This is a genomic window from Streptodolium elevatio (assembly GCF_040649515.1).
Classification (GTDB): Bacteria; Actinomycetota; Actinomycetes; order Streptomycetales; family Streptomycetaceae; genus Yinghuangia; species Yinghuangia elevatio.
Genome location: NZ_JBEZFP010000012.1, coordinates 26,076 through 39,247, shown reverse-complemented (window position 1 = coordinate 39,247; position 13,172 = coordinate 26,076). Strand labels below are relative to the sequence as shown.

At 66.9% G+C, this 13,172-nt stretch carries 14 protein-coding genes; all 14 read left to right on the top strand.

Going from position 1 to position 13,172, the window contains the following annotated elements; all coding sequences use genetic code 11:
* Positions 1-56: 56 nt before the first annotated feature.
* The gene (locus AB0C36_RS06995) at positions 57-533 is read left to right on the top strand and encodes a hypothetical protein (RefSeq protein ID WP_358350385.1); all 477 of its coding nucleotides are present in this window, start codon (positions 57-59) and stop codon (positions 531-533) included.
* Complete coding sequence (locus AB0C36_RS06990; RefSeq protein ID WP_358350382.1) at positions 530-868, top strand: phage head-tail adapter protein; 339 nt, start codon at positions 530-532, stop codon at positions 866-868. Before AB0C36_RS06995 ends, AB0C36_RS06990 begins: the two co-directional genes overlap by 4 nt.
* A complete protein-coding gene (locus AB0C36_RS06985) occupies positions 865-1,359 on the top strand; it encodes a hypothetical protein (protein WP_358350379.1) in 495 nt (164 codons plus the stop codon). The genes AB0C36_RS06990 and AB0C36_RS06985 overlap by 4 nt, the downstream gene beginning before the upstream one ends.
* A complete protein-coding gene (locus AB0C36_RS06980) occupies positions 1,322-1,828 on the top strand; it encodes a hypothetical protein (RefSeq protein WP_358350377.1) in 507 nt (168 codons plus the stop codon). The genes AB0C36_RS06985 and AB0C36_RS06980 overlap by 38 nt, the downstream gene beginning before the upstream one ends.
* 84 nt (positions 1,829-1,912) lie before the next feature.
* Positions 1,913-2,650 carry a phage tail tube protein gene (locus AB0C36_RS06975; RefSeq protein WP_358350374.1) on the top strand — a complete coding sequence of 246 codons (738 nt, stop codon included), beginning with the start codon at positions 1,913-1,915 and terminating at the stop codon, positions 2,648-2,650.
* 118 nt (positions 2,651-2,768) lie between these two features.
* On the top strand, positions 2,769-3,101 hold the full coding sequence (locus AB0C36_RS06970; RefSeq protein ID WP_358350372.1) for a phage tail assembly protein: 333 nt from the start codon (positions 2,769-2,771) through the stop codon (positions 3,099-3,101).
* Positions 3,102-3,181: 80 nt separating this feature from the next.
* On the top strand, positions 3,182-3,496 hold the full coding sequence (locus AB0C36_RS06965; protein ID WP_358350370.1) for a hypothetical protein: 315 nt from the start codon (positions 3,182-3,184) through the stop codon (positions 3,494-3,496).
* A 3-nt stretch (positions 3,497-3,499) separates the two neighbouring features.
* A complete protein-coding gene (locus AB0C36_RS06960; protein WP_358350368.1) occupies positions 3,500-7,330 on the top strand; it encodes a hypothetical protein in 3,831 nt (1,276 codons plus the stop codon).
* A 6-nt stretch (positions 7,331-7,336) separates the two neighbouring features.
* Positions 7,337-8,194, top strand: coding sequence for a phage tail family protein (locus AB0C36_RS06955; protein ID WP_358350366.1), 858 nt, complete (start codon positions 7,337-7,339; stop codon positions 8,192-8,194).
* A 1-nt stretch (position 8,195) separates the two neighbouring features.
* Positions 8,196-9,407, top strand: a complete 1,212-nt coding sequence (locus AB0C36_RS06950) for a siphovirus ReqiPepy6 Gp37-like family protein (protein ID WP_358350364.1) — start codon at positions 8,196-8,198, stop codon at positions 9,405-9,407.
* A complete protein-coding gene (locus AB0C36_RS06945) occupies positions 9,408-9,710 on the top strand; it encodes a hypothetical protein (protein ID WP_358350361.1) in 303 nt (100 codons plus the stop codon). It begins immediately after the preceding gene.
* Positions 9,711-11,444 carry a hypothetical protein gene (locus AB0C36_RS06940; protein WP_358350358.1) on the top strand — a complete coding sequence of 578 codons (1,734 nt, stop codon included), beginning with the start codon at positions 9,711-9,713 and terminating at the stop codon, positions 11,442-11,444. It begins immediately after the preceding gene.
* Between the two features lie 82 nt (positions 11,445-11,526).
* Positions 11,527-12,813 carry a tail fiber domain-containing protein gene (locus AB0C36_RS06935; RefSeq protein ID WP_358350356.1) on the top strand — a complete coding sequence of 429 codons (1,287 nt, stop codon included), beginning with the start codon at positions 11,527-11,529 and terminating at the stop codon, positions 12,811-12,813.
* On the top strand, positions 12,814-13,131 hold the full coding sequence (locus AB0C36_RS06930; RefSeq protein WP_358350354.1) for a DUF2746 domain-containing protein: 318 nt from the start codon (positions 12,814-12,816) through the stop codon (positions 13,129-13,131).
* Positions 13,132-13,172: the final 41 nt, after the last annotated feature.

Sequence of the window (13,172 nt, the reverse complement as noted above, 5' to 3'; positions counted from 1 at the left end):
CAGGGTGTGCTAATTGTACTGGCCCTGTCCCGGCTCGCGGGCAAGGAAGGAGGGTCTTGGCTGACTTCGCAACTCTCGACGAGCTGAAGGCACGTCTGCACTGGACGCTCGACTCCGACGAGGAGCGCATCGCAACAGCGGCCCTGGAGGACGCTAGCGATCTCGCCCGGCACTACGCCCGTCGCGAATGGCCCGACCCGACCAAGGCCCCGCGCCTCGTGCGAACCCTGGTGCTCAAGGCGTGCCGGCGGCACATGACCAACCCGGACGGCTACACGCAATCCCGTGCGGGCGACGAGTCGCTGGCCTGGTCCGACGAGGCAGCAGAGGACGCCGGATCCGTCGAGTTCACCGCAGAGGAACGGAACCTCCTGGCCGCCCTCGGGGGCAAGCAGACCGGCTTCACCTCGGTCGCGGTGTCCGCGTGGAACTCAGTGCAGCGCCCCGTCGCGGTCGGCCTGGTGCCGGTTGCCCAGCCGACCCCGGACGCCAAGCCGTTCCCCTACTACGCAGACCCCGAGGAGCCCTGGTGAGCTCCCTGCAACGTAGGCGCGGTGTCGTCGCGCGGATCTGGAAGACGGTCGAGCACATCGACAGCCGCGGTAACAAGGTTCTCGTGGCCGACCCGGCCGGGCCGACCGAAGTGCGCTGCGCGCTGATTCCCCAGCGCTCGGCCCGAGCCGAGGTTCCTGGTCAGCAGCAGATCAACATCACGCGGATGATCGTGGACGCGCACATCCCCGACGTGACCCTGTGGTCGCGGGTGGAAGTCCTCGGAACGCAGTGGGACATCGTCACGCCACCCGCCTACCATCACGGGACGCGCCGGACTCGCCATTGGTCGATCGACATCCGCGAGCGCCCGTGAGCGTCCAGTGGGAGAAGCGCGTCAACGGCATGCCGCTGGAGCGGTTTCTCGCCGTGATGGACGGAGTGCAGGCCGAACTCGACTTCGTGCAGTTCGAGATCAAGGCCAAGGCCGATGAGTTCCTGAACGAGGCCAGGTCCGCTAGGGGCCGAGGTGGCAGCGTCGCCGTTGACCGTGCCCACATCGAGACCGAAAGCGGGTGGGTGGACCGGTACGTGATCCTGGAGGACACGACGAGCCGATCCCAGGGCGACCCGAACTCCGCGCTCTCGATCGAGTTCGGCCGCAGCTCCTACGACGTGACCATGCGGATGCTTGACGGTCGGACCCATAAGTACACCGTGGGCGGCTTCGAGGGCCTACGCATCCTCTCCCGCGCGGCCGGAGTCCCCACGAAGCGCGGCGGCGGACCGAAGGCGCGAAGGCACGTTCGCATCGTCCAGAGGCGGAAGGGTGGTGCTCGTCGTGGCCGGACTTCCCGCCGAGATTAAGGCGCTTGCAGAGCTGTCACCGGTCGAGGATCTGCTTCTGGTGGTCCTGCGCGAGGGATTGCCGGGAATCAAGGTGCAGTCGCTTATCGAGCGCGACCAGACGTTCCCGTTCGTTCTCGTGCGGCGCGACAGCAACTTCGGCGCGTGGACCGGGGATTCCCGCTTCACTGACGCTGCGCGAATCGCAATTCAGTCGTTCGCGCCGGACCCGGATGGGGACACCGACGCAGCGATCCTGGCCGAAGCGGTGCGTGTCGTCCTGCGCAACGCGTGGCTGAACCAGAAGGTCTATCCGGGCCTCGGCCACATCATCCGCGTGGACATGGCCTCGGCCCCGCGGCGCGCCACGGACTGGGCCACCGCCACGGGCCCCGTGCAGTACGCCGACCTCCCCACGGGCGTGTGGCGCTACGAGACGCAATACGACGTCGAGATCCGCAAGCCCCGCGCTCGCCCGTTCCCGCTGTAACCACCACCCCGCACGACCCGAGCCTCGGCCGACGCCCCGCGCGCACCGGGGCCCTTTCGCGTGCGCGAGTAAGGAGTCCCCCGAGTGTCCCTGAATGACGCCGCAACTCTCGTCATCGGGAGCGGCAACTATCTGACCGCCCCCACCGGCACCGCCATGCCGAGCGACCTCCTGGCCCCACTGTCCCCCTGGGAAGCGGTCGGCCACACCAGCCTGGAGGAGATCTTCTCGATCACCTCCGAAGGCGGCGAGGCGACCACCATTGGCTCCCTCCAGAACAAGAGCCTCCGCACCAAGTACAGCGCGCGGACCGAGACGATGGCGTTTACTCTCCAGCAGTTCGACTCGGCGGGCCTCAAGCTGTACTACGGCTCGAACGCCCCGACGCTGCCGGACGGTTCGGTCGGTGTGCCGACGGATCCGATCCCCACGAGCTGTGCCTTCCTCGCGGTCTTCGTCGACGGGGAGAACCACTTCGCGTTCTACGCCCCCAAGTCCGAGATCTACCGTGCGGATGACGTGTCCTTCGGCGACACCGAGTCCCTGGCCGGCCTCCCGCTCGGCGTGAAGCCCATGGCCTACTCCTCGAACACCTGGACGTACGCCATCACCCCGCTGGGCGGCGTCGTGGCGACCGGTGCCACCGCCGGCTCGCCGGGTGCGTTCACCCCGTCTGGTGCGACCGCGCCGTTCGACATCGCCGACCTCGGCACCGTCACCGCGTCCCCGCTCACCGCGTGGACCACCGGCCAGCACGTCATCCTCGGCGACACCTCGCACGCCCACTGGGACGGCGACTCGTGGGAGCCCGGCAACGCGTAATCCCTACTCCCCAGCGCGCACGTGGTGCGGACCTCCGTGCGCGCTGGGGCCTCCATCGGAGGCATCTCCCGACGGTCCGACATCCCCACCCTGCATACCCCTTGGAGGTCCGCACCCCATGGCCACGTTCACCCTCGACGCGATCCGCCAGGCCGCCGACGCGAAGTACGGCTCGACCGACATCGACCTCGGCGACGGCACGACCGTCATCCTGCGCAACCCGCTGCGCCTGTCCAAGGAGGAGCGCACCGAGCTGGCGTCCCTCCAAGACAACCTGGACACCGAGGACGAAGGCGTCGACCAGGCAGACGTTCTCGCGGATGCGATCCGGCTCGTGGCCAAGGACAAGCGGCCCGTCGAGAAGCTGATCAAGCTCATCGACGGCGACCTCGCGCTCCTCGCCCAGGTCTTCGAGAGCTACAGCGCGGGGACGCAGGTGGGGGAAGCCTGAGCCTCTGCCGCCTGATTGACGAGTACGGCGAGGGCCTGTACCCGGACCTCCTCCACTACTACGGGGTTGACCTCGTAGCCGTGATCGAGGGCCGCGGGCCCTCGCCTGCGCTCGTCATGGTCCTGGTGCAGAGGCTCCCCGACACCTCCCTGACCGTCGCTCTCGCGGCTGGCGGCAAGCAGTTCTTCGGCTGGGGTGTGGATCGCCACATGACCGCCGATCTTTTCGACGCGCTCAACCAGAACACCCGGGCCACCGGCAACTGGGGCAAGAAGGGTCCGCCCAAGCTCCCCGAGTGGCCGCGCCCGAAGGCCGACAAGAAGGCGCGCAAGACCGAGAAGAAGCGCCGTCGCAGCGTGGCCGAGATCTACCAGCAGCTCAGCGCCCGGAGGTAAGGCATGCCAGACGCCCAGATCGTGGGCCGGGTAGCGATCAAGATCCTGCCGGACACGAGCCGCTTCAAGGAAGAAGCGCGAGCCGAGCTGGAGCGCGCCGAGAAGGGTCTTGAGGTCAAGGCCCGGGTCAAGCTCGACGGCGACGACATCCGGGCGCAGGCCGGCAAGATCGAGGCCGAGGCGAAGGAAGCCCTCAAGTCGATCAGCCTCCGCGTCAACCTGGACGACGAGGCGTCTCTCAAGGCCGCCATCGCCCGGGTGCAGGCCGAGCTGTCCAGGCTTGGCACCATCACGCTTCCCATCGACGTGAACGAGGCGTCCCTTCAGGCCGGCCTGGATCTCCTCCGCGAACGGCTCGCCGAGATCGCGTCCATCAAGCTCCGCGTGGACGAGTCGAGCCAGGCGTCCGTCAAGGCGGCCATCGCCCAAATCGACGCCGAGCTGGCGAAGCTCCGCGAGATCGAGATCGACGTCAACCTCAACGAGGCGGACCTCATCGCCATGCGCGAACTCCTCTCGGAGAACCTGCGCCTGGAGGTCGATCTCGACTGGGATGACGACGCCTCGATCAAGGCGGCCATCGCCAAGGTGAACGCCGAGCTGGCGAAGCTCAGCACCGCCCGCCTCAATGTCGAACTCGACGAGGCGTCCCTACTCAGGGCACGGGCCGACCTTCAGACCATGCTCGACACCCGCGCACAGGTCAAGATCGACCTCGACCGGGCCGAGGCGCAGCGCATCTACGACAGCATCCGAGCCGCTGTCGACAACGTCACGGTCAATCCGAAGCTCGACCCGCAGGCGGTAGCCAAGCTCAAGCGCCAGCTCGAAGCGACGTACGCGCAGATGGCAGACCTGCGGGCGAAGATCACGCCCGAGCTGGACGCACTCGCGAAGGCGAAGGTCGAGCGGGAGATCGACGACCTTCAGGACAAGATCGACGGCCTCAAGGCCGAGATCGAGCCCGAGACGTCCAAGGCTGGCGTCGCCCTGGTGATGGCGGAGATGGCACGGCTCGCCCGCTCGCGGATCGTGAACCTCATCCCGAAGGTGTCCGCGACCGGAGCGGCAACCGCACTGGCGACGCTCAAGGCGCTGTCCGGCGCCCGCGTGCTCAGCAGCACCTTCGAGAAGCTGAGCAACACCCTGCGCAACCTCGACAGGAACATCCCGATCATCGGGACCCTCGCGGCGGCCATCGCCGGCCTGTCCGGCTGGCTGCTCTCCGCGGCGTCGAACATGTTCAGCCTGTCGTCGTCGCTGGCACAGATCGGACCAACGGTCGCTCTGCTGCCGGGACTTCTGGGGGGCTTCGCGGTCGGTCTTGGCGTGACCGTGGCCGCATTCAAGGACTTCAACAAGGTTGTCCCCGAAGCGAAGAAGGCTCTCTCCGGACTTCAGGACGTCATCAGCAAGAACTTCTGGGAGAAGGCCAAGGACCCCATCCGCGACTTCGTCACGGATCTTCTCCCGCAGTTCCGTAGCGGCGTCGAGAAGACGGCGACGGAACTCGGCGGCTTCTTCGCCGCATTCGCAACAGACCTGAAGGGCGCGCTCAAGCCCGCTCTCGACCAGATGTTCGGCGACCTGTCGCAGTCGATCGACACCGCCACGAAGGGCACCGGCGCCTTCGCGAACATCATCGCCGTACTCGGCAAGGTCGGCACCAGCTACCTCCCGCGGCTCGCGGAATGGTTCGTCGACATCTCCGAGCGGTTCTCGAACTTCCTTGACCGCAAGGGCGAGAACGGCATCAAGTCCGAGATCGACGAGGGCATCCAGGCCCTGAAGGATCTCGGGGGAGTCCTCAAGAACACCGCCGGAATCTTCTCCGGCCTGAACCGCGCGGCAACCGCGGCCGGCGGATCGACACTCAGCTCGCTGAACAACCGCCTCCGCGAAATCCACGCGACCGTCGACTCGCCCGGATTCCAGTCCGGCATGACCGACGTATTCAAGGCATCGCACCAGGCGATGGACAACATCGCCAACATCTCCGGGCCAGCCGTCTCCGAGATGTTCAAGGAGCTTGGCAAGGTTCTGACGGTCGTCCTGCCGAAGGCCGGCGAGGTCATCGGGCAAGCATTCCACGCCATCGCTCGGGCGCTTACTCAGCCAGAGGTAGCCCAGGGCATCATCGCGTTGTTCGACGGCCTCAAGGCGGCCGTGGACACCCTGACGCCGGCCATGCCCCCGCTCGGCCAGGCGCTCGGCGCCCTCATGCAGGTCATCGCGGTCATGCTGCCCGTCTTCGCGGGACTTGTGACGGCGGCCCTAATCCCCGCCGCGGAGGCGTTCTCGGCCCTGGCGCCCAAGGTCTCGCCGATCATCGAACTCCTCGGCGGGGCACTGACGCAGGCCGTCATGTCGCTCACTCCCACGATCGAGCGCATCACCCCGGCCATCGGCCGGGGGCTCGGCGGCGCCGTCCAGGAACTGACCAAGGTCCTCCCGCCGCTCGTCGGCCTCTTCCGGGACGTCGTCGACGCGGCCGTGCCCGTGGGCAAGGAACTCGGCAGCGCCCTCGCGCCGATCCTCCCGGTCCTAGCCGCAGCCCTGGCGAAGGTCGTCACCGCGTGCGAACCAGTGCTTGAGGTTCTGCTTCGGATCCTGCGGGAGGTCATCGAACCGCTTCTGCCGAAGCTGAGCGAGGTTATCCGGGCGGTCCTGCCTCCGCTTGCAGACGCCATCAAGCGTCTTCTGGAGTCCCTTCAGCCGATCCTCGAAGCACTCCTCAAGCTGGTCCAGTTCCTGATGCCCGTCCTGGCGCCAGCCTTGGCGTTCATCGCCGAACTCATCGGCATATCACTGGTGATGGCCGTCAACGGCTTGGCACTCGTCTTCGAGGGTCTGGTCGAAATCGTCGTCGGTGCCTGGGACACGATCGTCGGCGCCATCCGGGTCGCCTGGGAAATCCTCGTCGGCATATTCACGGGCAACTTCGCTGGCCTGGGCGACGCCTGGTCGCAGTTCTGGAATGGTCTCTGGACCTTCGTCAAGGGCATCTGGGACACCATTCTCGGTGCCTTCCTGGTGTTCCTCAACGTCGGCATTCTTAGCGCAGCCACGAAGGGCCTCAAGGCCATCGGTGAGGCATTCAAGGCTGGCTGGAAGGCCGTAGACGACTTCGGCAAGTCGGCGTGGTCCGCGATCGAAAGCGGATTCGCCTCGTTCGGGTCGAAGCTCGTGAGTGCCGGCAAGACGATGGTGACGAGCCTGGGAAGCGGCATCAAGGCTGGCTGGACCACCATCAAGACCGAGGCGCAGGCAGCGTTCACGGAGCTGAAGACCAAGATTCAGACCCTGATCGACGACGCCGTCCGACTCGTCAAGGACTTCCCTCAGAGGGCTAAGGATGCTCTCGGCAGTCTCAGTAGCACCTTGTTCAGCGTTGGCGTGGACTTGGTTCAGGGCTTGATCAATGGCATCGGCTCGATGGCTAACGCCCTTCTGGAGAAGGCGAAAAGCCTCGCCTCTTCGGTGGGTAACGCCTTCAAGGGCGCGCTCGGTATCAAGAGCCCTTCGCGCGTGTTCATCGCCATCGGCAAGTTCACGATGCAGGGACTCCTGGTCGGCCTCGAATCCCGCTACAGCGCCGTACGCACGTCCCTTGCCAGCCTGACGCGGGACGTCGCAGCCACGCAGTTCGAGACGCCCGGACTCGGGCGAGTCGGCGTGTCCGGCCGCGTCGCGTCCGCGGTCAACAACGCCCTCGTCGGCGGGCAGGGAGGCGGCACCACGCGAGTACTCAACTACTACGCCGCGCCCGGCAGTTCGCTCGGTTCCGAAGAGGACCTGTTCGCAGCCGCCAACCGCACGCGATTTGGATGGTGACGGCAGATGCCTAAGCTCCTGCTGGCGAGCGAGACAGACGTCCTCGACCTCTCGGAGATAGAGACGAAGGGCTTGGGGTTCCAAGCCAAGGCGGGGGTGACAGGCTTCGGCCTGCCCCCCGTCTCCGTCCAGTGGCTCGAAGGAGCCGGGGACGGGGCGAGTTTCCGCAGGCGTCGCGTCCTCCCGCGCGACATCGACATCCCCATTGAAATCCTCGCCCGGGACCGGCCGCACCTTCAGGCGCTTACCTCCCGGCTGGCCCTCGCGCTGGCCGGGAGGTGCACCCTGATCCTCCTGGACGACGACAGCACGCGGTGGGAGACCGAGGTGCATCGCGTCGGCGGTGGGGAGGTCGTGTACGGCTACGACACGACCGGCGAACGCGAGCTGGACACGGTGATTACCCTCCGCGCCGGCGACCCGTACTGGACTGCTGCTGAGTCGCAGATCCGAAGCGTGGCCAGCGCCACGGCCACCACGTCGTGGCTGTCGTCCATGGCCACCCTGCCGGTCGCCCCCTCGCAGGCCATCGGCGATATCCAGCTCAGCAACACGGGCGATGCGGTGGCGTACCCGATCTGGGAAATCGTCGGCCCCGGAAGCAATTTCGAGGCGATCTCTCCAGATGGCGAACGCCTGGCCTGGGGAGGAATCCTCGGTGCAGACGAACGGCTGACGATCGACACCCGCAAGGGCACAGTCGTCGATCACCTCGGAGCCAATCGCTACGCCGAGCTCGACACCGCCCCCCGGTTCTGGACGGTCAAGCCGGGCCTGTCGACTGCGACAGCGCAGCTTGAGGACATCACCGCGGCCTCGAAGATCAGTTGCTCGTGGCGACCGCGGAAGTGGATGGTGATCTAGCGTGCGTCTGGAGGACATCACCGTCGAGGTTCGCGACAAGGCGCTGACGCGTCGCGGCCTCGTACGGCCCGAGGATCTGCGCCTCGAACTCACCGACGTGTTCAACAACGTCGGGCAATGGAAGCTCGCTCTCGCGGCGGAAAATCCCCTAACGGACATCCTCCGCACGCCCGGCTCCGGTCTCATCATCACCGGCCCGACCGACGTCTTGACCTCCGGGCCCATGGTTAAGTCCGAGCTGGCTGCGACACAGGAGGACCCAGGCGGGTCGGTCGTCTTCGAAGGTGTAAGCGACACGATCATCCTCGCCGACGCCCTTGCATTCCCCGAGCCGGCCAACCCCGACGGGGCCAGCCAGACCCTTGCTCACGACGTACGCACGGGCCCCGTCGAGACGGTCATGCACAGCTTCGTCAACGCGAACATCGGCCCGGCCGCTCCGGTCGCACGCCGCAAGCACACGCTGACCTTGGGGGCGAACCTTGCCCGCGGCCCTGCGGTCGTCAAGAGCGCTCGGTTCCCCGTCCTCGGGAACCTGCTGACCGAACTCGCCGTGCTCGGCGGCCTGGGGTTCCGCGTCGTGCAGCGCGGCGCGCGCTTGGCCTTCGAGACCTTCGCCATCGCCGACCGCTCGGCACTGATCCGGCTCGACGTCATGAACGGGACGCTGTCCGGGCAGCGTGTGGCCATCAGCCCGCCCGGCGCAACCCGGGCCATCGTGGCTGGCCAGGGCGACCTGACGAACCGCCAGTTTCTCCAGGTGCAGACACCGGAATCCGTCGCCGCAGAGGCCGACTGGGGCCGCAGGATCGAGCGCTTCGTCGACCAGAGGAACACCAACGACTGGGACGAACTCCAGCAGGCTGGCGACGAGGTCATGGAGAACGAGGGCGCCACAGGCATCGCCGTTCAGGTAGTCCCGATGGAAGACAGTGCGATGCGCATCGTCCATGACTGGTACCTCGGCGACAAGGTCTCCGTCGTCGTCGACGACCAGGAGCTGGCGTCCACCGTCACCGGGATGGTCCTCAAGGCCGACAGCGACGGCTTCCGAGTCGGCGCCCTCCTCGGCGACGCCACCGGATTCGACGCAAGCTCCGCGATGAACCGCCGTGTCACGAGCACCGAGACGCGCATCTCGCAACTGGAGCGCGCGCCCGACGCCGGGGCCAGCACTGACAACCAAATCATGTCGATCATGGGAGCGTGGTAATTGGCAACAACCCCTAAGGCGTTCTACCGCGGGTCCCTCCCCGCGGCACAGACCACCGTCTACACCGTCCCGGCCAGCACGAAGGCGATAGTCACGAATGTGGTCGCCACGAACCCGGGCACGTCGAGCGCCCTCGTCACAGTGAAGCTCGACAACCACTCCATCCTGGCCAGTGTCGGCATCGCCGCGAAGGGTGTGCTCACCCTCGAACTGGCCCAGGTGATCGAAGCGGGCAGCACGATTTCGGTCCAGGGCGGCACGCCAGCGGCGTCGGTCCACATCAGCGGCGTGGAGGTGGCGTAGATGGCTCTGAGTGTCTGGCCGGCCCCGGAGGATTCCGGCGTCGTCGGCCCCACGGGTGCCACCGGCTCCGCTGGCGCGGCTGGCGCTCCGGGCCCACCTGGCGTCATCCAGTCTGTGAATGGCAAGAGCACCACGGCCGTCACGCTCAATGCGGCCGACGTCAACGCTCTTCCGTCCAACGCCAACGCGACGCTGAATGCCAACGAGCTGAAGATCAGCGCCCCGGCCGGCACCTACCGCACCATGGGCTGGCAGACCAACGGCACACACCGCTGGCTCATGCTGGTGGACAACTCCCCGGAGACCGGCGCCAACGCGGGATCGAACTTCCACATCACGGCACGCAGCGACTCCGGGGAGTGGATCTCCACGGCGATTCACGGCACCCGTAAGACGGGGCAGATCACGTTTGGCGGCGAGGCGCCTTTCGGTTCGGCTCAGGCCACCGTGGCGGGCGCTGTCGGCCTGCGGGACCTGGGCGGCGACCCCGCCACGGTCTCGGGAGGCGTGTTCCTGTACTCCAAGGGCGGTGTGCCGTTCTTCAAGAACGCTGATGGCACCAGCTTCCAGGTACAGCCCGGAATTCCGCCGGTCACCTCGGTAAACGATCAGATCGGAAACGTCCACCTGGGCGCGGCCGACGTCGGAGCGCTGTCGACTGCCGCGGGCGGCCGGGTCGATGGCCCCGTGCAGATCTCCGGTCCCGCCGGGACGAACCGAGAGCTGTCACTTGCCACCAGTGGCACGAACCGCTGGTCGATCCAGGCGGACAGCGTTGTCGAGGACGGCATCGACAACGGCTCGAACCTGCGGATCATTTCTCGCACCAACGATGGCTCACCGAAGCACACTGTGTTCCAGGTGCGTCGCGCCACGAATCAGTCGGTCCTGGGCGACGGCAATCCAATCGGCTGGTCCCGGGCAAGTACATCCGGCCCGCACGGATTCGAGAACATCGACTGGCAGCCAGAGGCGGACCCGACCGGCTTCCAGATGTACGCCTACGCAGGTAGGCCCTACATCATGCTCGGCGACGGCACAGAGTTCGAGGTGGGCGACCTTGACTCGGCCATGGAAGAAGTCGGCAGTCTGTTCGACTACATCGGGGACGTGGTCCAGCCGGTCATCTTCAACTCTGGGACCCACTGGGGTCCGACGAGCCTGGGGTTCCTGGCATGGTCCGCCGACCCTGCCACGGTGCCGGCCAATGCAGGGATGCAGGCAGCCGTACCAGGGCGCATGTACCTCGCCGGGATCAACGTCGGGTACCAGATGGAGATTGGGTCGATCGGTGTCCTGGCAGGCGCTTGGGCCGGCTCAACTGTCGTCCCCGATGCCCGGTTCTTCGCGGGGGTGTACAGCGAGGACGGTACGCGCGTCGCGTGGACAGGGATGACCCCTGTCGGCGACTTGCCCCCGCTTAGCAATCCCGGTGGGGACAGGGTGCTGTTCGAGACAGACCTTTTCGCCGACTTGGGCATCGGCCGCTACTGGGTGGCATTTCTGATGGCCGCCGGGCAAGAAGGCGATTTCCAGTACATCCCGTCGAGCCCCTTCGACTTCAACGGCTTCAACCCCCCGTTCGGGCACATCCCCGTCGGTGGTCCCGGCGTGCCCGAGCCGTTCCTGCGCGCTGGCTACCTGCCGACGCTCCAGACGACGCTGCCGGAGACCATCACGCCGTCCGAGATCGTGCGCAACCCCGCGCCGATCCTGATGTCCGTCGGCATCTAGCGACCGACCCGCAACCGCTCGCCAGAAGCCCCGCAGGCTGCAAGTCGCCTGCGGGGTTTCCTTGTTCACCAGGAGGGTCACGTTGGCCGTCAGTAGCTACCCATTCGACAATCAGGCTGTCTCGGAGGGACAGTTCAGCGCGTTCTTCCGCGAGCTGTCGTCGCACTCCGGCGTAGCCGACTCCGTCAGCGGCGCCAGCTTCTCTGTAGTCGGTGACAGTTCCGGCATGCAGGTCAAGGTGCTGCCGGGATTCGCCATCGTCCGAGGGCACGCAGTCCAGTCGACGGCCACCGAGACCATCCCCATCGCGGCGGCATCGCCCGCGGCGCGGATCGACCGCGTGGTTCTGAGGCTCGACCCCACGGCGAACGCGATCACCATCGCTGTCGTTCAGGGCACGCCCGGCGGTGGCGTGCCAGCCCTGACGCAGACCGACACCGGGGTCCACGAATTCCCGCTCGCGCAGGTCTCCGTGCCTGTCGGGGCGGCGACGATCAGCGCGGGTCAGGTCACCAACGAGCGCCGTTTCCTCGGCAACACGGTGGCGGGCTGGACGACGTCGACCCGGCCGACCAACCCGCGCACCTCCCGCCTCGGGCTGAACGTGTCGACGAATGTCTGGGAGTACTGGGACGGGACGAAGTGGGTTGACCTCGCTCCGGTCGTCACTTGGACGTCCGTACAGGGCCGACCGGCTACCTTCGCGCCCTCCGCGCACACACACCCTTGGTCCGAGGTCACCGACAAGCCCGCGACGTTCCCACCGTCCGGACACACGCACGACTGGAACTCCATCGCAGGTAAGCCCGGCGCCTTTCCGCCCACCGGACACGGTCACGGATGGCATGAGATCTGGGGTATCCCCGGCTCCTTTCCGCCGGCCTGGCATGCGCACGGCGAGTACGTCACCTCAGGCGGAACGGTCGCCTGGGCGAACGGATCGAAGAAGCCGCACACCAACTCGGCCAGCGGTAGCGGGACTTGGTACGCGGTCTGGGTGGAGGGCGACGGAACGTTCGCCCGCAATACCAGCTCGATCCGGTTCAAGGAGAACGTCCGCGACTACGAGATCAACCCGGCCGCGGTGCTCAACCTCCGCCCGGTCATCTACGACCGCAAGGACCAGCTCGACGACGACGGCAACCTCAAGCCGGGCCGCAAGAACGAAGTCGGCCTCATCGCTGAAGAGGTCGAACAGGCGGGCCTCGAATGGCTGGTGAACTACATGGACGGCCAAGTCGACGGTCTTAGGTACGACCTCCTTGGCGTCGCTCTGGTGCCCGTGGTCCGAGACCAGAAGGTGCGCATCGAAGCCCTCGAACAGCGCCTGGCCGCCTTGGAGGCGCGCGTCACGGGGGTGGCTGCGTAAGTGGACCCGAACGTGCAAGTCGCGCTCGTCAGCGCGGGCGGCATGATCGCTGTCGCGCTGGTCGGCGTCGTCGTCGAGTTCTTGCGTCGCCAGTCGAGCACTCTCGGCGAGGTGCGCGAGCAGGTTTCCAACACCCACTCGACGAACCTCCGCGACGACGTGGATCGGGTCCTTCGCGGCCTCGATCAAGTCCTCGAAGGCCAGGCGGAGCACGGCCGCGAGATCGCCGGCCTCCGCGCAGAAATCCGCCACGAGCGCGCGGAGCGCCTGGCCGTGGCCGAACGCCTCGACGACCACATGGCATCCGCCGCCCCCTAGCCCACCCCGCACCCCGCGAAGGCCCCGTCCACCCCGGACGG